25 protein-coding genes are annotated in these 22,601 nt (G+C 33.4%); 7 read left to right on the top strand and 18 right to left on the bottom strand.

Translation table 11 applies throughout. From position 1 onward, the window contains the following. From NTX22_11190 to NTX22_11180, 3 genes are all read right to left on the bottom strand, one after another. Positions 1 to 221, bottom strand: a 221-nt coding sequence (locus NTX22_11190) for a hypothetical protein (GenBank protein MCX6151082.1), incomplete at its 3' end; no start/stop codon positions are given. Between the two features lie 97 nt (positions 222 to 318). Next, complete coding sequence (locus NTX22_11185; GenBank protein MCX6151081.1) at positions 319 to 924, bottom strand: hypothetical protein; 606 nt, start codon at positions 922 to 924, stop codon at positions 319 to 321. Positions 925 to 1,037: 113 nt separating this feature from the next. Beyond that, positions 1,038 to 1,670 carry a hypothetical protein gene (locus tag NTX22_11180; GenBank protein MCX6151080.1) on the bottom strand — a complete coding sequence of 211 codons (633 nt, stop codon included), beginning with the start codon at positions 1,668 to 1,670 and terminating at the stop codon, positions 1,038 to 1,040. 648 nt (positions 1,671 to 2,318) lie between these two features. On the opposite strand from NTX22_11180, the gene NTX22_11175 reads away from it, so the two are divergent. The 7 genes from NTX22_11175 to NTX22_11145 all read left to right on the top strand — a co-directional run bounded on the left by NTX22_11175 (position 2,319) and on the right by NTX22_11145 (position 10,327). After that, on the top strand, positions 2,319 to 2,579 hold the full coding sequence (locus NTX22_11175) for a 4Fe-4S binding protein (GenBank protein MCX6151079.1): 261 nt from the start codon (positions 2,319 to 2,321) through the stop codon (positions 2,577 to 2,579). A 3-nt stretch (positions 2,580 to 2,582) separates the two neighbouring features. Then, entirely contained in the window at positions 2,583 to 3,749 is a 1,167-nt protein-coding gene (locus NTX22_11170; GenBank protein ID MCX6151078.1) for a 2-oxoacid:acceptor oxidoreductase subunit alpha, read from the top strand. An 11-nt stretch (positions 3,750 to 3,760) separates the two neighbouring features. Continuing rightward, complete coding sequence (locus NTX22_11165; GenBank protein MCX6151077.1) at positions 3,761 to 4,642, top strand: 2-oxoacid:ferredoxin oxidoreductase subunit beta; 882 nt, start codon at positions 3,761 to 3,763, stop codon at positions 4,640 to 4,642. 63 nt (positions 4,643 to 4,705) lie between these two features. Beyond that, positions 4,706 to 5,242, top strand: coding sequence for a 2-oxoacid:acceptor oxidoreductase family protein (locus tag NTX22_11160; GenBank protein ID MCX6151076.1), 537 nt, complete (start codon positions 4,706 to 4,708; stop codon positions 5,240 to 5,242). 314 nt (positions 5,243 to 5,556) lie between these two features. Next, positions 5,557 to 5,976 carry an energy transducer TonB gene (locus NTX22_11155; GenBank protein ID MCX6151075.1) on the top strand — a complete coding sequence of 140 codons (420 nt, stop codon included), beginning with the start codon at positions 5,557 to 5,559 and terminating at the stop codon, positions 5,974 to 5,976. Between the two features lie 49 nt (positions 5,977 to 6,025). Continuing rightward, a complete protein-coding gene (locus NTX22_11150; protein ID MCX6151074.1) occupies positions 6,026 to 8,095 on the top strand; it encodes a methyl-accepting chemotaxis protein in 2,070 nt (689 codons plus the stop codon). Positions 8,096 to 8,437: 342 nt separating this feature from the next. Beyond that, positions 8,438 to 10,327: a PAS domain S-box protein gene (locus NTX22_11145; protein ID MCX6151073.1), complete on the top strand. Its 1,890-nt coding sequence runs from the start codon at positions 8,438 to 8,440 to the stop codon at positions 10,325 to 10,327. A 132-nt stretch (positions 10,328 to 10,459) separates the two neighbouring features. On the opposite strand, the gene NTX22_11140 is transcribed toward NTX22_11145, so the two are convergent. The 15 genes from NTX22_11140 to flgN all read right to left on the bottom strand — a co-directional run bounded on the left by NTX22_11140 (position 10,460) and on the right by flgN (position 22,601). Continuing rightward, positions 10,460 to 10,954 carry a chemotaxis protein CheW gene (locus NTX22_11140; protein MCX6151072.1) on the bottom strand — a complete coding sequence of 165 codons (495 nt, stop codon included), beginning with the start codon at positions 10,952 to 10,954 and terminating at the stop codon, positions 10,460 to 10,462. Between the two features lie 175 nt (positions 10,955 to 11,129). Then, positions 11,130 to 12,203 (bottom strand): toxin-antitoxin system YwqK family antitoxin, encoded by a 1,074-nt coding sequence (locus NTX22_11135; protein MCX6151071.1) that lies wholly within the window; start codon positions 12,201 to 12,203, stop codon positions 11,130 to 11,132. Between the two features lie 26 nt (positions 12,204 to 12,229). Continuing rightward, entirely contained in the window at positions 12,230 to 13,711 is a 1,482-nt protein-coding gene (locus NTX22_11130; protein MCX6151070.1) for a PAS domain-containing sensor histidine kinase, read from the bottom strand. Between the two features lie 5 nt (positions 13,712 to 13,716). Next, the gene (locus tag NTX22_11125) at positions 13,717 to 14,379 is read right to left on the bottom strand and encodes a hypothetical protein (GenBank protein MCX6151069.1); all 663 of its coding nucleotides are present in this window, start codon (positions 14,377 to 14,379) and stop codon (positions 13,717 to 13,719) included. 176 nt (positions 14,380 to 14,555) lie between these two features. Continuing rightward, positions 14,556 to 14,951, bottom strand: a complete 396-nt coding sequence (locus tag NTX22_11120) for a response regulator (protein ID MCX6151068.1) — start codon at positions 14,949 to 14,951, stop codon at positions 14,556 to 14,558. Then, on the bottom strand, positions 14,948 to 15,730 hold the full coding sequence (locus tag NTX22_11115; protein ID MCX6151067.1) for an OmpA family protein: 783 nt from the start codon (positions 15,728 to 15,730) through the stop codon (positions 14,948 to 14,950). The genes NTX22_11120 and NTX22_11115 overlap by 4 nt, the downstream gene beginning before the upstream one ends. After that, positions 15,727 to 16,584 (bottom strand): flagellar motor stator protein MotA, encoded by an 858-nt coding sequence (motA, locus tag NTX22_11110; GenBank protein ID MCX6151066.1) that lies wholly within the window; start codon positions 16,582 to 16,584, stop codon positions 15,727 to 15,729. Before motA ends, NTX22_11115 begins: the two co-directional genes overlap by 4 nt. Before the next feature lie 2 nt (positions 16,585 to 16,586). After that, positions 16,587 to 17,357 carry a response regulator gene (locus NTX22_11105; GenBank protein ID MCX6151065.1) on the bottom strand — a complete coding sequence of 257 codons (771 nt, stop codon included), beginning with the start codon at positions 17,355 to 17,357 and terminating at the stop codon, positions 16,587 to 16,589. Next, positions 17,350 to 17,586 carry a carbon storage regulator CsrA gene (csrA, locus tag NTX22_11100; protein MCX6151064.1) on the bottom strand — a complete coding sequence of 79 codons (237 nt, stop codon included), beginning with the start codon at positions 17,584 to 17,586 and terminating at the stop codon, positions 17,350 to 17,352. Before csrA ends, NTX22_11105 begins: the two co-directional genes overlap by 8 nt. 9 nt (positions 17,587 to 17,595) lie before the next feature. Beyond that, the gene (gene fliW, locus NTX22_11095) at positions 17,596 to 17,979 is read right to left on the bottom strand and encodes a flagellar assembly protein FliW (GenBank protein ID MCX6151063.1); all 384 of its coding nucleotides are present in this window, start codon (positions 17,977 to 17,979) and stop codon (positions 17,596 to 17,598) included. A gap of 9 nt (positions 17,980 to 17,988) precedes the next feature. Then, complete coding sequence (locus NTX22_11090) at positions 17,989 to 18,642, bottom strand: OmpA family protein (protein MCX6151062.1); 654 nt, start codon at positions 18,640 to 18,642, stop codon at positions 17,989 to 17,991. An 11-nt stretch (positions 18,643 to 18,653) separates the two neighbouring features. Continuing rightward, positions 18,654 to 19,436 (bottom strand): MotA/TolQ/ExbB proton channel family protein, encoded by a 783-nt coding sequence (locus tag NTX22_11085; GenBank protein ID MCX6151061.1) that lies wholly within the window; start codon positions 19,434 to 19,436, stop codon positions 18,654 to 18,656. Next, on the bottom strand, positions 19,436 to 20,683 hold the full coding sequence (gene flgL / locus NTX22_11080; protein MCX6151060.1) for a flagellar hook-associated protein FlgL: 1,248 nt from the start codon (positions 20,681 to 20,683) through the stop codon (positions 19,436 to 19,438). The genes NTX22_11085 and flgL overlap by 1 nt, the downstream gene beginning before the upstream one ends. Before the next feature lie 5 nt (positions 20,684 to 20,688). Beyond that, complete coding sequence (gene flgK / locus NTX22_11075) at positions 20,689 to 22,050, bottom strand: flagellar hook-associated protein FlgK (protein MCX6151059.1); 1,362 nt, start codon at positions 22,048 to 22,050, stop codon at positions 20,689 to 20,691. Positions 22,051 to 22,145: 95 nt separating this feature from the next. Then, complete coding sequence (gene flgN, locus NTX22_11070; protein ID MCX6151058.1) at positions 22,146 to 22,601, bottom strand: flagellar export chaperone FlgN; 456 nt, start codon at positions 22,599 to 22,601, stop codon at positions 22,146 to 22,148.

Genomic DNA, 22,601 nt, shown 5'->3' with positions numbered 1-22,601 from the left:
GGTACCAAGTCCTCCAGACTAACTGCATACATTAATTTTGGCTCAAATTTCTTTCTTCCCAACATTCTTTTTTCACTCTGTTTTATTTCTCCTTTCTTATCGCAATTATTCTGCCACTTCTTCTGTTCTGCAACAGACTCTGACCGGTAGGCAGGGTTATGAGCGAAGAATCTAACCCCCAAATAAGAGTAAGTCCCATTATTAGCATAGAGATTCTTCATTTCGCTTTGCTTCATTCAGAATGACAAGTTCTGCAACAGACACAGTAGTCAGGTTTGTGGGAATGACACTTGCCAATTATTAATTTTTCAGAAGATTCTATAAATTATCCATCAAATAGTTAGCTAATGTTTTACCACATTTAGCATAAGATTCTTGCATTCTTAAACCTGAATCAAAATCAAATCCTCCAAAAGTTCCACCGGGACTTTTCTTAATTTCGATTACTGTTAAAATATTGTTGTGGTTAGCTGTTTCAACAAAAATAGCTTCTGTTCTAATCATAGCATCTCTTCGCATAATGCCAATATTCCATCCAGGATCGGAAAGCAATGTTTTTAGAATCAAGGTATATTTAGCAGAAGTAGCTGACGGATCAACCTTAATTTTACCTTCCAGATTTTTGTTCATCAATTCTTCAAACTTTGGTTGGAATCTATCAGCTCTGTCTCTTTTCCAGTTTCTCAACCATTCATCACCTTTACCTTTTTCCTTTTCATTATATTCGGCAACTTTTTTTTGAGTGTACTCCTCTTCAGTAAGATCGCCTACTTTCATACCTTCGTAATTATATTCAACTTTCAAAACAGATTGCCCTTTAAGGAAATCTAAACCGCCCTCTTTAAGAATTATGTTAGAACCACAGCCTGAAAAGAATAAAACACCGGCGAAAATGATGAAGAAATATTTTAGATATGCTTTCATCTTATCCTCTTTAATTTGTAAAAAAATTATTTAGTTACGTTTGCAAGTTACAATAAATTTAAAAAAGATTCTATAATCAATAAGCTGTCGTTTATTTAATTTATTACAATATCTTACTTGTTATAAGCGTCATTTAAATAAGAATATTTATCATCTATATCTTTAAGCACACTAAAAACAGATCGAACCCAATAATTTCTAAAACCGAAACCTTTTGCTCTGCCGGTCATTCTATAAGTTAAAAGCACTGTTTTTGTAGAAATATCAAAAAAAGTAACGAACATAGTTGCTTCTCCAATATCAATCAATTTGCTAAGAGTTTCTATTATAAAAACTACGCCTAATCCTTCATCGGATCCACATTTATACTCCTTTATTATTTCTTCAATTAATTCATTATTAAGAAAATTAATATCACTTGGATTATCCGAAAGAGCTTTTTCAATATCCAACTCGGCATTTCTTGCTTTTACAACACTAAGATTATAATTCACTTCACTTTTTCTAAAAAACTCGGCTAAATCGTATTTGCTTTTCTCTGTAACAACCACATTATTTATTGCTTCAAAATAGTAATCTCTTATTTCCTTGGGATTGCTAAAGTGGGCGGCACCAAGGAGTTTTACATTTGAAAAATCTAATCCATACCAGGTCATTTTGCTTGTAGTAAAAATATCTTTTGCCGATTGTGAATATAAAGGCATCAGGAAACCAGATAACAAAAGTATCACAAATAATCTTTTCATTTAACACCACACTATATTGTTTTGTAATTGAATGACTAATTCTATAATAAAATTTAAATGCTTCCTGTATAAAAGCGGAAACGGATAATCGAACCTGTGGTAATATGAAGCAGCCAAAATTCACCTTGAAATTTATTTAGTATTGTCAAGATCATATATTAGCATCCTCAATATACAAATCTGTAATTCAAGTTTAAAGAACACAGCATTTCATATAAACTACTTTTCAATTTCTAACCAGTAAGTTTAATTTTTACTAATGAAGACAATTATTTTTTCTAAATCCCGGATTGTTTTTCTTTCCGCTTAAATAAATGGAAAGAAAACGAATAAATTATTAAAATGATCGAAACCACGTTGTTTATCTAAAATATTTTACCGGATGAGTGAAATAGCATTCAAAACAAAATAAAAGATGTATTTCTACCTTAATTATTAAAATAACACTGTAATTAAGTTAGCAAAGATTTATTCCCAACATTTTTAATTTGATAAAAATTTATACTAAGTTTGTCAAAAATAAATTTGATCTTAATGCTTTTTAATACTCATACAAAACTAACCAATGTTCGCTTTCAACTAAATAGTGATTCCTCCGATAATTTGATAAATCAATTTTTATATAAACAAGTATTCTAAGGTTAACAGATGACTTCACTTCCGGAAAATAAATTGGTAACAGAAAAGAAAGTCCAGGGAACTGTTGTAATAAGTGTTGAAAGATGCAAAGGCTGCGGCTTTTGTGTTGAATTCTGCCCGCCAAAAGCACTTAGATTCTCAGATCAATATAACGCTAAAGGATATCACCCGCCGGCACTTGTTTCCAACGATCTTTGCACAGGCTGCGATATGTGCGGATTACTTTGCCCAGACTTTGCTATTTACGGATTAAGAATAAAAAGAAAATAAACTATGAAAAAATTTGTTCAGGCAGATCCATCCGGTGTATTAGCCGGGTATCACTTTATAGATGGTGACCATGCGTGCAGCGAAGGAGCTCTTGCTGCAGGCTGCCGTTTTGTAGCTGGTTATCCAATTACTCCTTCTACAGAAGTCGTTGAAAGAATTGCCGAGCGATTCCCACTTGTTGGTGGATTGTTCATTCAAATGGAGGATGAGATTGCTTCTTCGATTGCTATACAGGGAGCAGTATGGGGTGGAAAGAAGGCGATGACTGTAACTTCTGGTCCTGGCTTTTCACTTATGATGGAACACATTGGTTTAGCCGCGATGACAGAAACTCCGTGTGTGTTTATTGATGTTCAACGTGCTGGACCATCCACAGGATTACCAACAGCACCGGCACAGGGAGATATGATGCAGGCTCGCTGGGGTTCGCATGGTGATTATGGAATAATTGCTCTCTGCCCAAATTCTCCGCAGGAATGTTTCGATCTTACAATTAGGGCATTCAATTTATCTGAAGAATTCCGTGTTCCGGTTTTGTTAATGATGGATGAATGCGTTGGACATATGACCGAGCGAGTTGCTATTCCACCTGCAGAAGAAATTAAAATTTATCCACGCAGATATTTTGAAGGAGCAAAGGAAGAATATCTTCCATTTAAAGCGGATGAGGATTTGGTTCCTCCAATTATTAAAGCTGGTGATGGTTACAATATCCACGTAACAGGATTAACGCACGATGAGCGCGGTTATCCTTCTATGACGGTTGCTACACAGGAAAAATTAGTTCATCGTCTTGTGAATAAACTTAAAGTAAATGCAGATAAAATTATTGATTACCAAGAAGATGAAGTTGATGGTGCTGATGTAGTTGTAATTACTTACGGCATAACTTCTCGTGTTGCAATTCCGGCAATTGAGCAGGCACGTAATGAAGGTATTAAAGTTGGGCATTTGCGGTTAATTACTGCCTGGCCATTTCCAGAAAAATATATAAGAGAATTGGCTGGCAGAATAAAATCTTTTATTGTTCCGGAAATAAATTATGGACAAATGGTTCTTGAAGTTGAGCGATGTAATTCTGGTAAAGCAAAAGTATTGCTCGTGCCACACGGTGGTGGATCTGTTCATAATCCAAAAGATATTTACAACGCGATTAAGAAAAGTTTATAGGATAAAATAAAATGGCTGTATTAGAAGATGTTGATTTAATAAAACAAACTATGCCGATGAATCCGGTTGAGTCTTTCCTGCGGATGGATAGAATGCCATCAATCTGGTGCCCTGGATGCGGTATTGGAACCACAGTAAATTGTTTTGCGCGCGCATTAGAATCGAGTGGTCTTGATTTAACCAAAACTGCAATTGTATCCGGCATTGGTTGTACTGGTAGAGTTTCCGGATATATGAACCTGGATTCATTCCATACAACGCACGGGAGAGCAATTCCTTTTGCAACCGGATTAAAACTTTCTAATCCTGAATTAAAAGTTGTTGTTTACAGTGGTGATGGCGATCTGACTGCTATCGGCGGAAATCATTTCATCCATGCTGCCAGAAGAAATGTTGACATGACTGTTATCCTAATCAACAATTTTATTTACGGAATGACTGGCGGACAAGTTGCGCCTACAACTCCACTTGGTGCAATTGCATCAACATCACCACACGGAAATTATGAACAGACTTTCAACCTTCCGTTTCTTGCGGAATCGTGCGGTGCGGTTTACGTTGCAAGATGGACAGCTTTTCATGTAAGGCAATTGCAAAAATCGATGAAGGAAGCTTTACTTAAAAAAGGATTTTCATTTATTGAAATTTTAGCGCCTTGCCCAACACTTTACAGCAGAAGGAATAAGCTGGGCGATGGTTTAAGCCAGATGATGTATTACAAAGAGAATAGTGTAATTCAGCATGGAGCAGATACTAAATCAATTCCTCTGGAATTCCAGGGGAAAATTGTAATTGGAAAGTTTGTTGATATTGAAAAACCAACTTACTTGGATGCAATGAATGAGCATTATCAAAAAAAGTTTGGCGATAATTATAAAGTTTATAACGGTTGAAATAATTTTTATGCGGTCTCAAACTATAATTCTGGTAGGAATAAGTTAATTAAAGGATTTTTTATGCGAACAGAAATTAAAATTGGTGGATTTGGCGGACAGGGAGTAATCCTAAGCGGTTACATTATTGGAAGAGCTGCTTCAATTTATGATAACAAACATTCTACCATGATTCAATCCTTTGGACCAGAAGCCCGCGGTAGTTCTTGCAGTGCACAAATAATAGTTGATCAAAAACCAATCGATTATCCATATATAACTTCCCCATCAATAATGATTGTGATGTCGCAGGAAGCTTATACTAAGTTTTCTCCGGAACTTGCTCCAGGTGGAATATTGATAACAGAAGAAGAATTAGTAAATCCATTAAACCTAAGAAAAGATTTAAAACACTTTTCCATTCCTGCTACACGTATTGCAGAAGAACTTGGCAAAAAGATGGTGCTTAACATTATTATGATGGGCTTTGCTACCGCCGTAACAAATATTATTGATAAAGACGCAATGCGAAAAGCAGTTGAAGTTTCTGTACCAAAAGGAACTGTTGAATTAAATTTAGAAGCATTTGATAAAGGTTACCTCTATTTTTCGCAGAATTAATTTTGGGGGCATTAAAAAAAGATTTGCTTCTATATAAGACAAACTTTTCTCATTAATCCATTTTGCCTTAGCCATCACCATTCATATAAGACAATTTAAACTGCTTCTATCCTTTTAAAAATAGCGCATTTTAAAGAATGGCGATAAAATCCACTTCATATTTTTTACCGGGCATTAATTGTCCAACAATAAAACTATTTCAAGCATAGTTTTCCACAAAATCAATTGGAATTATTTCTTAAAACCACTAAAGATTATTAAAAAACATTCCGATAATACAACAAGGATTTAATTAATTTTTTCAGGGATGAAACATGCTTACAAAAATCACATTGAAGAACACTCTTCAGTTTACGCTGCTTTTTATTTTTACTTTCTTCCAGGTTTATACTTTAACTTCAGCAAGCTCGCCTAAATTTTTGCCTGGAGATGAAGAATATGCCGCATTTGCAGAAGAAATGCCAAGTCCTATAGGTGGAATGGGCTCCATTCAAAAGCTAATTTCTTATCCAACAATTGCAAAACAAGCTGGAATAGAAGGAAAAGTTTATGTGCTGGCTTATATAAACGATAAGGGTGGTGTGGATGATGTGAAAATGATTAAGGGTATTGGTGCTGGTTGCGATGAAGCAACTATTGAAGCTGTAAAAAAATGCAAGTTTACTCCTGGTAAAAACAAAGGAGCTGCATTAAAAGTTAAATTATCTCTTGCAATAAATTTTAAGCTTAATTAAATCACCGTAACTCTTTCTATAAGAGGAAATCATACTTTTGAGGTAATAAATGGAATTTTTTAAGAATATTAAGTTCGTACGTAAAATTCAGATTTCTTTTTTAGCAATAGCTGCAGTAGCTGCAATAATTGTAATTAATGATTTTATCCAGCTAAGAAAAACAGCGGGCAATAAAAATGAAATTTATAGTGGATATATTGAGCCTAAGTCAATTATAGAAGATATTTATGCCGAATATAATATTCTTCAGTTTAACTTATTAAAATTTTCTATCCCAAGTTTTGAATCGGATTTAAACATAAACATAGAAGCAGTTAATAAAAGCAAATCTAAAATTGATGAATTACTACTCTCACTTACAAAGAGAGAGCTTGATGATGAAATGATCAGCAGTTTAAATGAAGTACAAGCAACATGGACAAATTATAAAAATGTTGTTGCAGATGGCATATTGAGTGCCGGGGTTACAAAAAATTATGAAATGGCAGCAATTATTTCTGTTACTTCCGGTAGTGAAGTAGGCTCATTATTAAAAAAGAAATTCGAAGGAATAAATAGTGTACTTAATAAAAAATCTGATGTGTTAAGTAAAAACGTTGATAGTAATATTAATTTATCCACTACGTTCATAATTATAGGAATGATTTTAGGAACGATTGTTTTTCTAATATCCGCCTTTAAAATTGCTCCGGCGTTAAGTGGACCCATAAACAGAATGAAAGAAGTAATTGGAGAATTTGCCAAAGGAAATTTCGATAAAGCTATCGATGTTAATTCCAATGATGAATTTGGCGAGCTTGCTAACGCACTTAGAATTCTTCAATCTGCCCAAAAAGAAAAAATTGATGCAGCATTTAATATCTCCAGGGGAAATTTAGTAAAGCTAAATTCCAACTCATCTGAAGATAAATTAGCTGAAGCGCTTAACACTGTGGTATCAACTTTAACTTCACTGGAAGATGAATTAACAAAATTAACTAAGTCTGCAGTTACCGGACAATTATCAATTCGTGGAGATGTTGGAAAGTTTGAAGGCAGCTATAAAGAAATTATTTCTGGTGTAAATGAAACTTTAGATGCTGTAATAACTCCTGTTAAAGATGGATCAGAAGTATTGACTATTCTTGCCAATGGAAATTTAACGGCAAGAGTAAATGGAAATTACCAGGGCGATCATCAGATAATTACAAATAGTATTAACACTGTAGCGGAATCACTTAATAAAGCATTGACTGAAGTAAGTGAAGCTATTGGTGCAACTGCCTCTGCTGCAACACAAATATCTTCAAGTGCAGAAGAAATGGCGGCTGGTTCATCAGAGCAAAGCAGTCAAACAACAGACATTGCAAGCGCTGTAGAAGAAATGAGTAAAACAATTTTAGAAACAACCAAAAATACTTCTATCGCTGCAGAAACTGCTAAGAATGCAGGTAAGAAAGCTAAAGAGGGTGGTGATGTTGTAAAAGCAACTATCATTGGAATGGATAAAATTTCTGGAGTTGTATCAAAATCTGCAGAGACCGTTTATGCTTTGGGAAAAAACAGCGATAAGATTGGTGAGATTGTTCAGGTGATTGATGATATTGCCGATCAAACAAATTTGCTTGCCTTAAACGCAGCTATAGAAGCTGCCAGAGCCGGCGAACAGGGACGCGGATTTGCAGTTGTAGCAGATGAAGTTAGGAAACTTGCCGAAAGAACAACAAAAGCAACCAAAGAAATTGCCGGGATGATAAAGACTATTCAGAAAGATACAGGCGAGGCTGTTCAATCCATCCAGGAAGGAACTAAAGAAGTAGAGGAAGGCAAGAAATTAGTTAATCGGGCTGGCGAAGTTTTAAAAGAGATCATTGCAGAGTCTAATAAGGTAAGTGATATAGTTGCCCAGGTTGCGGCGGCAAGTGAGGAACAAAGTTCTGGAGTTGAACAGATAAGTAAGAACATTGAAGGTATAAATAGTATAACACAGGAAACTGCTTCTGGTATTCAGCAAATTGCTAAATCTGCAGAAGACCTGAATGGACAAACATCAAACCTTCAGGCGCTGATAGAGAAATTTAAGCTAACTGATAAAAGTGTTTATTCTGTAAGAGCGAATGGAAAGCTTGTTATAAAATAAACTGTTCATTGTCATTTTTTTTCTGCCGTCTTAACTTAATAGTTTAAGACGGCTTTTTAATTTAAACAAAGTAAAATAAAAGTCTCGAATTACAGAAAGGACTTTCGTAATTTTACTATGAGGGATTCTTGGATAATCTTTTTGAGCTTTACTCTGCATTTAAAATCCTTTGATTTTATGTTGAGTTCATATTCATAAACCAGGGGAACGAAAAAATTGTATCTGGGTGCAAGAATAAGAATCAAAAAGAACAATCCATCATCTATCAAAAAAAAAACGACTATAAATAAGTGAGAATGGTGGTTTCCTACACCCGATAAATAGGAAATATACCGGTGATATATGCAAACATATAAACTTTTAGTTGTTGAAGACGAATCAATAATTGCTGAAGACTTACGAATAAGACTTGTGGGATTGGGCTACCAGGTTGTTGATGTGGTATCAACAGGAGAATTAGCTGTACAAAGAGCACATCAATTAAAACCAGATTTGATATTGATGGACATTATGCTAAAGGGAGATATGGATGGTATTGAAGCTGCCAGAATTATTAAATGTACAGAAAGTATCCCCATTATTTTCGTTACTGCTTACACCGATGCTGAAACACTAAAAAAAGCCAAAGTATCAGAACCCTATGGTTACATACTGAAACCATTTGAAGAACGTCAATTAAACATCAGTATTCAAATTGCTTTATATAAAAATCAAACTGAAAGAAAAATTAAGGAAAGCGACCGTTGGTTAACTACAACACTTAAAAGCATTGGCGATGCAGTTATTTCAACTGACATAAACCAAAACATTGTATTTATGAACTCGGTTGCAGAGAACCTTACAGGTTGGAAATTGAATGACGCTCTGGAGAAACCCATCGATGATGTTTGCAAAATAATAAGTGTAATAAAGGGTGGGGAATTTGTTCTTCCACTGACTCAAGTACTTGAAGAGCAATCTGTTTTACCAATCAAAAAGAACAATTTACTTATTACCAAAAATGGTGAGAGAATTCATATTGAAGAAAACGCTTCACCAATTAAAAATGAAAAAGATATAAAGGAAGGTTACGTTATTGTTCTTCGTGATGTTAGTGAAAAGAAAAAAGCCGAGGTAGAATTAATTAAACTTTCCCGGGCAATTGAACAAAGTCCGGTTTCAATTATTATTACAAATCAACAGGGAATTATTGAATACGTAAATAATAAATTTCTTGAAAAATCTGAAATGGAAAGTTCCAAAATTATCGGAAGTATTTTTTATATATTCAAGAAAAACGAAATGTCTGAAGATAATCGTAACGAACTAATGCGATCAATTGTTGAAGGGAAAACCTGGAGACAGGAATTTGTTAGAATTAAAAAAAATGAAGGAATGACCTGGGATTCTATTTCAGTTTCATCGGTTTTAAATGTAAGTGGTACGGCTACCAACCTTATAATTGTTCAGGAAGATATATCTGAACGAAAGCAGGCGGAATCGGCAATAAAAAAATATAATGACGAACTTATGGAGTTAAACAAAAGTAAGGATAAATTTTTCTCTATCGTATCGCACGATTTGCGCAGCCCTTTCCACGGATTGCTGGGATTATCAAGCTACCTGGTTTCCGATTATGAAAATTTAAATAAAAGCGAAATTAAAAAACTAATCGATAACCTTCATGTTTCAACTGTAAATATTTTTAAGTATGTAGAAAATTTATTGGAGTGGTCAAGGTTACAGATTGGAAACATTGCGCATCAACCGGCACAATTAGATCTTCAAAAAAGTATCCTTTATGTTTTTAATCTTTTATCGCCAAATCTTTTACAAAAAAATATTTCAATCGAATATCATATAGAAGAGAAATCAAATGTCTTTGCGGACCAAAACATGGTAAATTCCATTTTAGAAAATCTTATTTCTAACGCCATAAAGTTTACTATTAGTGGAGGTAAAATAAAAATTTCAACTGAAAAACAGGGTTCAGTTATTAAAACCAGCATTACAGATAATGGTATAGGTATACAACAGGAAATCCTCAGGAAGCTCTTCACCCTGGATTCTCAATATTCAACTACTGGAACAAGCGGAGAAAAGGGTGCCGGGCTTGGGCTGCTTATTTGCAAAGAAATGATTGAAAAAAATGGGGGAATGTTATCGGTTGAAAGCATTGTGGGATCTGGTACTACGTTTCATTTCACTCTGCCACATTACGATTCCGTATTAAAAGAAAGCAGCTTAAATTAGATCTTTCCTTAAAACTAATTTTAGAAAAAAAAAAAGAACTGGTTATTAAACTCAGTTCTTTTTTTAATATCGGGGTATTCTTTTAATTTATAAAATTTTTTCTAATCCTAAAATTTACATCACTTCTAAAATTTAAACAGTTGCTTTGGAAAGTACTTCCAATTTTTCTTTTGCCTCTTCTTTCAATACTTTTTCTAAATCAAGTAGAATTAGTAACCGATCCTCCAGTTTACCTACTGCAGTGATATAATCCGAATCAATTCCGGCAACCAGTTCCGGTGGTTTCTCTGTTATACTAGAAGGAATCCGAAGAACTTCATTTACGGCGTCAACAATAAATCCCACCGTTTTACCTTCAAGCTCCACCACTATTATCCTGGTATCTTTTGTATATTCAATTTTTTCTAAACCTAATCTGGTTCGCAATTCTATAATAGGAATTACTCTGCCGCGAAGATTAATAACGCCCTCTACAAAAGCGGGTGAATTTGGCACTTTAGTTATTTGAGTCATTTTATTAATTTCCTGAACTTTTAGAATATCAACACCAAACTCCTCAGCCCCAATTTTAAAACTAACTAACTGCAACAAATCGGATTTTTCGTTTTTTGTATTAATAATTTCCATTTTAGTTATTACTCCATTAGATTATTTTTCACACTAACAATTATCGTAATTTTTATAAAAATCTTTATCAAAATGAAAGAACTGTGGCTTATAACAGTTTTGTATAACTGTAAACTGTTCTACCAATATGTGGTGGATAATTTCTTTCTCAATAAACCAGTTGATTTAATATTTTCTAAATAAAATATAATGCTACAATGTACATAACATAAATAACTACTATTGAAACTGCAAAAAGAAGAGCATAATTTGCACTGCGAATAAGCTTCCTTTTTCTTTCTTCTTTTCTGATGGTTTCTTTAGATTTTATTTCCACCTTAGTTTCTACTAACTTTTTTTCAATTTTTTCCGGAATAATCTTTTCTTCAATTATTTTATCTTCAGCGTAAATAATTTCCTTGTTTAACGTTCCATCTTCTTTATAAATTTTATTTGTGCCGGATTTAATTCCTTTTGAATAAGTTATTTCTTCTTTAATCTTACCATCCTTGTAATACAGCCTGGAAATTCCTTCCTCCAAACCATTCTTAAAATTCTTTTGTCCATAAACAGAGCCATCTTTATAAAAGAATTTTGAATTGCCGTCCAACACTCCACCCTTAAAATTCCATTCTTCTTTAACACCACCGCTTTCATAAAAAGTTTTTGTAACACCATTGCGCATGTTATTGTGCAAAGATTCCTGAATCTTTAATATGCCATTCTTAAAAAATATTTTTGATATTCCGGTTTTATTACCCTTAACAAAATTCATCTCAGCTTTAAGTTGCCCATTGGCATAGTAAAATTTTGCCTGACCATCTGGATTATTGAATCTATAGTTAATCTCGCTATGCTTATTCCCCTTTTCATCATATAAAATGTTTAAACCATTTTTTATTCCCTTTAAATGTCCTATAACTTCGCTTAATTGACCATTGCGATTAAATATTTTTTCCGACCAATGAACTTTATTATCGATATAATATTTTTGACTTTGAATGCTACCATCTTCATAATAAGTCATCGATAATCCGCTCTTCTTCACCTCACTTTCAAAAACTTGTTTACCCCAGGCGGTGCCATCTCTTCGATAATTTATTATTTCCTTTATGGCGCCATTCTCAGCATAAATTACTTCCTTAAACAGCAGCTCGCCATCAGTAAAGAAGTAATCCGTTTTAAGTTTGCCATTCGGATAGAAACTTCTTTCATTCCTGAATACAACTTCATTATTTATTTCTTGTGGGGATAAATTTGGATTATCCATTTATTTCAATAACTATGGTTTATAAGTTAAGTTTTAGCAAGTGGAAATTTTAAGACAATGGAAGTGCCATCACCTTTCCGGCTTAGGATGTTTAATTCGCCTTTTAATGCTTTGGTAAGTTTATTCGCAACCGTTAAGCCTAAACCAGCACCTTCAAAAGTTCTTTTATGTCCTTCAAATTCCTCTTGAACGAAAGGTTGCAGGATAGCTTCAATTTTATTTTTTTCTATTCCACGTCCGGTATCGGAGATAATTAAATTCGCAAAGTCTTGAGATACACTTGTACTTATTGTTACATGTCCATTTGTTTTGTTGTATTTAATTGCATTATCAATTAACGAATCAACTATCTTATTAAATTTCATTTTATCAACTTCAACAAATACTGGCGCTTCAGAAAAACTTAAAGTGAAATTGATCCTTTTGATTTCTGCAAGAGCATAAAAATTAGAACAAGATCGTTTTACTAATTCATTCAAGTCTTCAGTTTGAATATCTAAAATAAAATCGCCGGATTCTAAAAGTGAGACTTCAATTATATTATCAAAAAGTCGCACCATCCTGTGAATACCCTCGTCAAGAAAATCAACAAGCTCTACTATAGTGGAAGTATCTCCGGATTTTATATCATCTCTTAACAAATTAGCAAATCCAATTATTGCAGTAGAAGGTGTTCGGATTTCGTGCGACATATTTGCAAGGAAAGCAGATTTGAGCCTGTTTAACTGACTTTCTTTTTCATATGCTTTTCTCAATTTTTCTTCACTGTTGATGTGTTCTGTTACATCATTAAAAGTAAGGATGTAATTGGAAACATCATCAAAATGTTTTTGAACGGGGGAAAGTTTCAGCTTACGATAAGAAATTTCTCCCTTGGAATTTTGAACAGAACTTAGGCATTGCCAATCCATTTTTTCACGTAGCGAATCTTCCAACAACTGCACTTCCTTTATCGAAATGAATCCATTTAAAACTTCCGGCAAAAAGGAGTTAAACAGCTGTTCAATATTTCTGTTAAGTATTTCTTCTGATGATTTGGAAACATATTTTATGAAACCCCATTTATCAGTAATAACTATAGCCACTTGACCATAATCAATTGCATTTATGAGGTAATAAATCCGTTCTTCAATTTTCTTTTGTTCTTCAATGGAATTGAACAGCAGGATAAAATATTCCTGGTTTTCAATTAAAGCTCGTTCAACATCAACCTTAAAAGCTTTATCATGAAAATTGACATTTTCTGAAAGCACTAAATCGAAATGAAAACTATTATACTTACTTTTTGCAAATCCTTCTATCAGGAAAGAAAGCTGAAGATCAGATTCTATATTACAAAGATCCTCACCATCCGATAATGAAAATATTGTTTGGAAAGCAGTGTTGCCATATTTGATAATGCAAAAGTTGTTTATTATAACCAGCGGTTTAGAGTTGAAATATTGCCCGCGGGCTCTAAATTCATTAAATGAAGAAAATGATTTTGATTTTTGATCTATACTATTCACGTTTTTTACTCAATTTCAACTGCCACTATTTTTTCTATTTTAATAACATCAGAAATTTCTTCTTCCTGTTTTATAAACCTGCAATTAAGTTTTGTAACTCTTTCAAAAAACAGTAAGAGGTTGGTTGTTATATAATTAAATTCAAAAGTTAGTCCTTTATAAATATCATCCATTAGATTTCTAATTGCAGAAGTATCAAAACAATTTAATTCTGATTTGATATCAAGTTGTGATATCCTATCAAATAAAATTTCAAGTTCTCTAAGGTTAAATAACAAATTCTGATCATCTATGATTTCGAAACTCTTATTTAAGTTAAAGTTAAGCACCAACATTAGTTTACGTCGGCTGCCATTTAGTTCTTTAGTTTTAATTATTTTATAAACGATTTTTTTACTTAGTAAAAGTTTATCAAAGTCAATCTCACTTTGAATTTCAAAATCCACAAAGATAAACGAAACAAATATTTTTCTTCCACTAAATTCCTTTAATTCCCTTAAATGCCAGCCTTTTTCCAGAACAAAGTGCATTGCGGGAGATATATGAATTGCATCATTTCCCAAATCGAAATGCTTGTTTGCCTTAGAAAAAGCCGGTAAAAAGTTTCCACTTTTCTTTTCTCCTTTATAGTTGGAGTCCGGGTTAATATTTGTAATTTTTTCTAACAATTTCTTTTTAAAATGTTATCGATATTAAATAAAATAAATTTTGCAGGGATTGAAATTTAGATTAAGGATAAATGACGGTGATAAGTTAATACGGCTGGAAATTTATTTCTAAAAATTTTATTTAGTATAGCCGTATTAAAAAAGGTTTTACAACTAAACAAAATTTAAGATCAAAATTAAAACAGTTTTAAGTTATTCACCTTTTTTAGTAATTCATTAAAATCAGAAATCGGTTTTAGGATATAATCTTCTGCTCCCGTTTCGTCTAAAAAATTTCTTCCATTTGTTAAATTTTTATATGCTGAGACGATCAATATTGGAATTTGAGCAAACCGGGAATCTTCTTTTACTTTTTTGGCAAGAGAGATTCCATCGACTCTTTCATTTTTCAGATAAGTATTTTTCAAGTTCAGATCGAGAATAATAATGGAAATCTGTTCATTTTCAAGAGTTTCAATAAATTTGTCTCCTTCGTCGGTTATTATAGAATCAAAACCGGCGCGGTTGAACAGTAATCCATAAAACTGCTGTGTAAATGTGTCATCCTCCATTACCAAAATATTAGTTTTCATTTTGTTCCTGTATATTTAACAATAATACTCACTCTACGATTGACAATACTAAATGGGTCGCCCGGATTTTTTAATTTTTTATCAGCATAACCCCGGATTTCATTTATTTGTACTTCTTTAACTCCACCCATAATCAATGCCCTGCGGGCAGAGTTAGCACGATCTGTACTTAACTCATAATTTGTATAACCCAGCCCACCATTCTCATAAGGTCTTGCATCGGTATGTCCCTCAATAATTATACTGTTATCTAACTTGGCTATTTTACTGCCAATTGTTTTTAATAGATCGAAAGCCTTTGGATTAAGGTTAGCTGTACCGATTTCAAAAAAAGCATCCTGCATAGATTCCATAAGTTCAATCAGCATTCCCTCATCTACGTATTCTATATTCACTTGGTCCAATATGTCTTTAAATTCCGTATCCTGTTCTAATTGGTTAAGAAGGTCATTTCCCATCTGCACTAGTTTTTCTTTTTCCATTTCTTTCTTAATAATCTCTTCACTTTTAGTTTCACCAAAAGCTTTTTTCCCCTCGTTTAGTAATCCAGAGCCAACACCTGTACTAATTCCAGAAGGATTTTTGAAATAGCTAGCTACTGCTTCTTTAACTTTTGCATCTTGTCCCATCACCCAAAGAACAATGAAGAGTGCCATCATTGCAGTAACAAAATCAGCATAAGCAACTTTCCAAGCACCACCATGGTGCCCACCTTCAGCAGCCCGCTTCTTCTTTTTAATTATTGGTTGATTTTCATTTTCTTCTAAATTACCGCTCATTCTTTTTTACCACGGATAAAATTTTCTAATTCTGTAAATGAAGGACGATAATCAGAAAAGATTGTTCTTCTGGCAATTTCTACAGCAACTATGGGAGGATTTCCTTTAGCGTATGCACCAATGCAGGCTTTAATAGTTTCCAAATACCGGACATCATTTTCCTGCGACAGTTCTATATTTGTAGCAATTGGATTAAACAACCCATACGATAATAAGATACCCAGGAAAGTTCCAACAAGCGCAGCTGCAACATGATGACCAACCGCTTCCGCCCCCTGATTAATGCTTGCCATTGTAACAATAATTCCAAGTACGGCTGCAACAATACCAATCCCCGGAAATGAATCTGCTATTTTTGTAAGTATTGCCGGAACGGGTTTTCCTTCCTTTTCAAAAGTATCAACTTCAACTTCCATTAATTCTTCAATATCGTGCGGAGGAACGCCACCAGACAGCATTACTTTAAGAGTATCGCAAAAAAAAGAAACTGCTTTTGTGTTTGCAAGAAATTTTGTGTTCTGCGAAAGCACTTCGCTTTCAGTTGGATTTTCTATGTGTTTTTCTATTGCCAGTAAACCATCGCGTTGAGCAACCAGGAATAAATCATAAAATGATTTTAAGAGATCAAGATAATCTTGCTTAGTATATCCTTTATTGCTTAATATTTTAGGAATAGCAGCAACAATTTTTTTTATAACTGATAATGGTGAGGAGATAAGAAGACTTCCAATTGCAACCCCACCAATAATTAAAAATTCAGCCCACTGAAGTAATAGAAGTGCATTGCCACCGGCAATAGAAAAGCCGACTAAAACTGATGCGAAAACTATAACGATTCCAATTATTACGAGCATTTTTAGTTACTACCAAATATTAAATCTTCTATTTTTCTAACTTCCTTGAACAACTGTTCGCATTTTACCTGAACAAAGAACCAATCGAAATCTGAATTTATTTCTCTATCCTGTATTACAGAGGCTATTTCCGATATTTGATTATAACCAATAGTTCCGCCGGCGCCTTTAATATCATGCGTTACACTTTTAATAAGTCTTTTATCCTTATTGCCAATTGCGCCAACTATTTGCTTCTTTTGATTTGAGAAATTGCTTAAAAACATTTTTACCAGTTCATTTTGAAAATCGGATTGTGCTTTTTCTTGATCCTGTGTTGGTAATTCTACATAACCATTTTCATAAATATGTTTATCATTCGTAGTAGAAAAAAGTTCTTCCTGGAAAACTTCTTTAAGCGCTTTAAGAATCACATCCTTTTGAAGTGGTTTTGAAATTACTTTAGTTGCACCAAGTTCTATTGCAGTGAAGACATTTTGCTTATTAGCATTTGCACTGATAATGATTACGGGAATATTCTTTATATCAGCCAAAACCTGTTTAAGCTGAAGCATTTTTATTCCATCAAGGTTTGGCATCATAAGATCGAGAAAGATCAGGCTCGGTTTTGTTTCAACCGCAACTTGTATTCCTTCTAATCCATTTGAGCAGGTAATAACTTCAATATCTAAATCCTGTAAAAAAGATTTTAATACCCGTTGAATTATTTCCGAATCATCAATGACAAGAATTCTGATAAGTTTTTTATTAACACCACCAAGCAACTTATTCATTTTTATTCAACTTAAGATTAGAAAGTTTATCAACTTTTGGTTCTACTTGCAGTTTAGATTCAATTATATTCTGCTTTATTTTTTCATAAAGCTCTTCTCTAAGAATCTTCAACTCAGGCGGGGCTTCAATACCAACCTTCACCTGGTTATCGGCAACCGATATAATAGTTATTTTAATATCGGAACCGATATAGATTTTCTCGCCTTCTTTTCGTGTTAAAATTAGCATAATAAAATTCTACTCATTCTTAAATAAGTTATAATTGATAGGATAATTATCACTATCAATGATCCTTTGAAAACCATTTTTAGTTTTTTCGCTAATGTAAACCGGCGATTTTAAGTTAATGGTAATATTTCCCGGTTCTCTGTCTAATTTAACTATTCCAAAAGTCTCAAATCCTTCAACTTGTGGAAAGTTATTGTAAAGCGCCTCTACGGCAAAAAGCGGAAAAACTATATCCGGTTCATCAATGGATGTTAGCCATAAAAATAATCCGTTATTGTTATTAATCAAAAGGAATTTCTGCAGCTTTTCAAAGCCGATTATCCCTTCGGAAAATTGAATTATTAAATTTTCTTCAAATTCAATTTCACCAAAATGAATACTATTGATTTTCATGTTATCTCTCTAATTTAATATTACAATATCAACACGTCTATTATTTGATCTTCCTTGCGGGGTTTCATTGGAATCAACAGGTTTGTATTCAGCATAACCAACAATTGTAACCCGGTCCTGCGGAAGTCCTTCGTTCATCATTAAATAAAATGCTGTGTTTGTTGCACGACTTACAGACAAATGCCAGTTAGATAAAATTGAGGATGTACTAATTGGAATATTGTCTGTATGTCCTTCAATCCTAACATCATTTGGAAGTTCTTTAAGTACTTTAGCAACATTTGAAAGTATTATTTTTGAATAATTCCCAAGTTCTGAACTGCCTGAATTAAACAATATGTCATCATGAATTCTTACCACAACTCCTCTTTCTGTACTGGAAATTTTTACTGCGGCACTAAGGTTATATTTATTAACAAGACTGTTCACTTTGTCCTTTAAGGATATTGCATTACTTCCATTCAAATTTTCCTTCAGAAAACCTGCAGGTTTAGTTTTATAATCATTGCCAAAAAAACTTCCCATTGCCGTCATCATCTTTTGATATTTTGCTACATCAATATTGGAAGAAGCATATAGAATAATAAAAAGTCCGAGTAAGAGTGTAATTAAATCGGCATAAGTAATAATGTATCTGTCTCTATCGTTCTCTTCCGGAAACAGAGATTCATTATTTAAATTACGATTAACTCTTCTTGTTCTTTTTGCGGAAGGGAGCTCGCTAAGCGTGTCTTTATCAGAGATGGGACTTCCCCACTTCTCAGAGCCAGTACTCCTTCCGTTACCACTTCCATCAAATTTTTCTCTTCTATATGACATTGTTTTAATTTATCTCCAATAGGGAGCCACATAATGTTTGCTGAAAAAACTCCCCACAATGTAGCTATAAATGCTGATGCTATATTTCTTATTAACGTATTTGGATCTGCGCCGGCATTTGCCAGAGTCATAATTAAACCCATTACAGTACCAATTATTCCCATTGTTGGAGCATAACTACCCATTTTTGCAAACATACTCATATTCAAAAAATGTCTTTCTTGCATCGCTTTAATTTCATACTGCGCTAAATTTTCCAATTCCGCTTCGTTTGCTCCATCAAGCATGTATCGCATCAGCTTACGTGAAAAGTAATGATCAAATTTATTTATTTCCTTTTCAACTGCAAGAATTCCATCACGTCTAATAATTATTGCAATATCAAAGAACAGGTCAATTACTTTTTTTAGATTGTACTTTTTAGGAAAATATGCTAAGTGAATTAAAAAAAATATTTTTTTAAATCTCTGAAACCCATACCCAATTATAACCGCAGAAAAAGTACCGCCAAAAACAATAATCATGGCGGGCAACAAGAACAATGTTTTAAATGATCCGCCTTCAATTAGAAAAGCTCCGAAGATAGAAATTATTCCTAATAACAAACCATTAATAGAACCATAATTTTTTTTAAACATTACAGATAATCCAGCAATGATTTAGGCAAAATCATGGAAGAAACTTTATACGATAAATCCAAAGCATATTGCCGATTTTGTAAATCCAGTACGGCTTGTGCTACATCAGTATCTCTTTCCGTGGAAACCATTTTTTGTAATTCAGTTGATTCATATTGCAATTGCTCTGTAGAATTTGAAAGGCGATTGTAAACATTTCCGGCTTCAGAGGCTTTGTTAAGAATTACCGAGGCAAATTGATCCACCAGGCTGGTTTGGTTTGCATTTGGTTTTTCTCCATTCTTTAGCAAATTCTTAATTGCATTTAGAGTATCAAAAACATCACCTTTCATATTCTGCGCTTGTGTAATACTTGTTGCTTTATTTGATTCTACCAATTTTGTTGGATCAATCAACATTTTAATTTTGTGAGAATCTATCTCTACATTTATTTTAGAAGGTGAACCACCATCAATTGATTTTAAAGCTCCGGTGGATGAATTAAATTCAAGAGAATGCGATTCAGTCTTAATCACGTTGGAATCAGAATCCGTTATGTTATACTGTAAAGAATAATTATTTGCGGCACTTTTTGTATATGCAATAGAAATGTTATAAACATTTCCATCAGCATCGTTAATTGTGTTAACAAGGGTTGTTGTTGTTCCATCTGCAGCACTAACATCAAAGTTTCCGGAGTTTTTAAGAGCAGACATAAATAGTTCATCACCAGGAATATTAATCTGCTGGTCTAATGCTTTAGAAATTTTTATTTTATGTGCACCGCTGATATCTGAACTAGTAACTGAAACCTGACCAGTTGAATCATCATAAGAAAAAGGTTTTGTTGTAAGAGAAGTACCTGCAAATAAAGATTTACCGTCGTAATCCGAATTTGCCAAATCAACAATCGATTTGATGTAGTAATCCATTTTATCAGAATAATCTTTATAAGAATCTTTAATGAGAGGATTGCCAAGATTCACCAAATCAGTTTGAGCATTAACTGCAATATCATGCATTGATTGAAGCGATAACATAGTTTTATTAACAAAAGCAGAACTGTTCTGAACATTTTTCTGATAGGTGGAAATATCACCAAGCTGCCCGCTGTAACGAAGTAACCTGGCACTACCAAGCGGAGAATCTGAAGGTTGATTGATTTTCTGCTGCGTTGTTATTTGTTTTTGAATTTTATTAAGCTCAACTCTATGAGCGTTGAGATTTTTCAAATAAGAATTCTGCAATATAAAATCTGTTACACGCATTTGTATTAAACCGTATTTAGTAAAGTCTGAAACAAATCATCTGCAATTTTAATTAGTTTTGCTGCCGCTTCATAAGATTTCTGGTATCTTAAAATATTCACCATTTCTTCATCGGTAGATACGCCGGAATAGGATGATTTTTGCTGTTCTAATTGATCCAAAACCAAATTATAGGAATCGGTATTATGTGCACTTCCATTTATGCTGTTTGCCAATTCACCCACAAAGTTGGAATACTTTTCACTCAATTTCATTCCATCCACAACATTAGCATCTTTAAGTGCGGCTATTTGTTTTGCAATATCATTATTTCCGCCTGTTCCATCTGCCGATGTTGCAATGTAGTTCAAATCATCTAAAATATTTTTGTTGATCTTTAGTTGTCCGGAGTCGTAGCTTTCAAAGAAATTTATACCGTTTAATGGAGGTTGTGTGTTTGTATAACCCTTTGTATGCGCTGAATTGACAGCACTCATAATTGAATTACCAATTGAATCCAGCACTTTCAAATAACCAGGAATAGTTTTTCCGGATAACTCAACTAATGCCCCCAGGGATCCTTTATTAATCTGTAAAGTCCGCTGCCCGTCTTCCGATTGAATTGAAAGAGAACCATTTTCATTTTCAACAGCTTTGAATTTAATACTATGGTACCGATCTACAGCATAAGCTCCGCCTATACTAATGCTTGCCATATTATCTTTATCTATTGAAACATTTATGTTAGCCATTTTGCTTAGCTCAATAATCAATTCATCTCTTCTATCAAGCAAATCGCTTGAGCTTAAACCTTTAATGTCTGCTCTAAATATTTCCTCATTTAACGTTTTAATTTCTTCAGTGTATTTATTTATAAGATTAACACTATCAACTGCTTCCTCTTTCAAATTACCTCTAAGCGAAGAGAAACCATCATAAACTTTTTGAAGTTTATCAGAAAAGTTTTGGGCAGTTTGAATTACATTTGCCCTAAGTTCTGTAGAAAGAGGATTTACACTTAATTCCTGCCAGGAGTTAAAAAATAAATTTAATTGATTAGAAAGACCAAGCTCTGAAGGCTCCGATAAAATAGTTTCCAGGTTGCCTAATAAGTTTGCCTTTTTTTCATCGTATGATTGATTTTGAGAATAGTTTCTTATCTGGGTTTCTGTAAACTGATTTTTTTGCCGCTGTACATCGGCAATGGTTACGCCATCACCAACACTAAACTTATCAGATTTATCCGGTGCAACCGTACCAAAAACAATCTGCTGCTTGGTATAATTCTTATTATTAACATTTGCAATATTGTTAGCAGTTATATCCAGAGCTCTTTGATAAACGTATAAGCTGCGTCTTGAAATGTCTAATATTTTACTAATACTCATATTTTTATCTTAACCGCGTATCTTTGCACAATTTTTTTTGAAGTTTAATTCCAACCCGAAAGTTTGTGACTATAAAAAAAATATTATTTAACAAATTATATTCTTCTATCAACAAGCGAATGTTTCCGGGTTCCAAGAAGTGTTAGCATAGTTTCATTAATAAATTCTAACGAGTTCTGCACCAATAATTGATTCTGTTGATTAATTTCCTTTAGCTGAATAATAATGTTTCTTAAATGAAATTCCTGCAAAGTAATTGTATCCAGATCTTCCTTTACTATCTTACCTGCAAGTATATTGCTAAGTTTAAACTGCTGGTTATTAATTTCCATAAGTTGAAATTCATCTTTAACATTATTAAGCAGTTTCAATCTATCAGCTTCCACTTTTCTTAATTCAGCAAGAAGTGCTTCTTCCTGGTGGGTAAACAAATCAATACCGCCACTGTCTGAACAAATTAATGCTTTCTGTTTTTCCATTGCACTGCTTTTCAATTTATTCAATATTTCCAATTCCGTGTTTAAGCAATTGGATATTTCTTTTGTATTCAT

This window comes from Ignavibacteriales bacterium, assembly GCA_026390815.1.
In the GTDB taxonomy this organism is placed as follows: domain Bacteria; phylum Bacteroidota; class Ignavibacteria; order Ignavibacteriales; family SURF-24; genus JAPLFH01.
This window is presented reverse-complemented; position numbering and strand designations above follow the sequence as displayed.

Coding starts and splice junctions, on each gene's coding strand:
- NTX22_11185 (MCX6151081.1), bottom strand. CDS start 924: ATGAAAGCATATCTAAAATATTTCTTCATCATTTTCGCCGGTGTTTTA.
- NTX22_11180 (MCX6151080.1), bottom strand. CDS start 1,670: ATGAAAAGATTATTTGTGATACTTTTGTTATCTGGTTTCCTGATGCCT.
- NTX22_11175 (MCX6151079.1), top strand. CDS start 2,319: ATGACTTCACTTCCGGAAAATAAATTGGTAACAGAAAAGAAAGTCCAG.
- NTX22_11170 (MCX6151078.1), top strand. CDS start 2,583: ATGAAAAAATTTGTTCAGGCAGATCCATCCGGTGTATTAGCCGGGTAT.
- NTX22_11165 (MCX6151077.1), top strand. CDS start 3,761: ATGGCTGTATTAGAAGATGTTGATTTAATAAAACAAACTATGCCGATG.
- NTX22_11160 (MCX6151076.1), top strand. CDS start 4,706: ATGCGAACAGAAATTAAAATTGGTGGATTTGGCGGACAGGGAGTAATC.
- NTX22_11155 (MCX6151075.1), top strand. CDS start 5,557: ATGCTTACAAAAATCACATTGAAGAACACTCTTCAGTTTACGCTGCTT.
- NTX22_11150 (MCX6151074.1), top strand. CDS start 6,026: ATGGAATTTTTTAAGAATATTAAGTTCGTACGTAAAATTCAGATTTCT.
- NTX22_11145 (MCX6151073.1), top strand. CDS start 8,438: ATGCAAACATATAAACTTTTAGTTGTTGAAGACGAATCAATAATTGCT.
- NTX22_11140 (MCX6151072.1), bottom strand. CDS start 10,954: ATGGAAATTATTAATACAAAAAACGAAAAATCCGATTTGTTGCAGTTA.
- NTX22_11135 (MCX6151071.1), bottom strand. CDS start 12,203: ATGGATAATCCAAATTTATCCCCACAAGAAATAAATAATGAAGTTGTA.
- NTX22_11120 (MCX6151068.1), bottom strand. CDS start 14,951: ATGAAAACTAATATTTTGGTAATGGAGGATGACACATTTACACAGCAG.
- NTX22_11115 (MCX6151067.1), bottom strand. CDS start 15,730: ATGAGCGGTAATTTAGAAGAAAATGAAAATCAACCAATAATTAAAAAG.
- motA (MCX6151066.1), bottom strand. CDS start 16,584: ATGCTCGTAATAATTGGAATCGTTATAGTTTTCGCATCAGTTTTAGTC.
- NTX22_11105 (MCX6151065.1), bottom strand. CDS start 17,357: ATGAATAAGTTGCTTGGTGGTGTTAATAAAAAACTTATCAGAATTCTT.
- csrA (MCX6151064.1), bottom strand. CDS start 17,586: ATGCTAATTTTAACACGAAAAGAAGGCGAGAAAATCTATATCGGTTCC.
- fliW (MCX6151063.1), bottom strand. CDS start 17,979: ATGAAAATCAATAGTATTCATTTTGGTGAAATTGAATTTGAAGAAAAT.
- NTX22_11085 (MCX6151061.1), bottom strand. CDS start 19,436: ATGTTTAAAAAAAATTATGGTTCTATTAATGGTTTGTTATTAGGAATA.
- flgL (MCX6151060.1), bottom strand. CDS start 20,683: ATGCGTGTAACAGATTTTATATTGCAGAATTCTTATTTGAAAAATCTC.
- flgK (MCX6151059.1), bottom strand. CDS start 22,050: ATGAGTATTAGTAAAATATTAGACATTTCAAGACGCAGCTTATACGTT.
- flgN (MCX6151058.1), bottom strand. CDS start 22,601: ATGAATACAAAAGAAATATCCAATTGCTTAAACACGGAATTGGAAATA.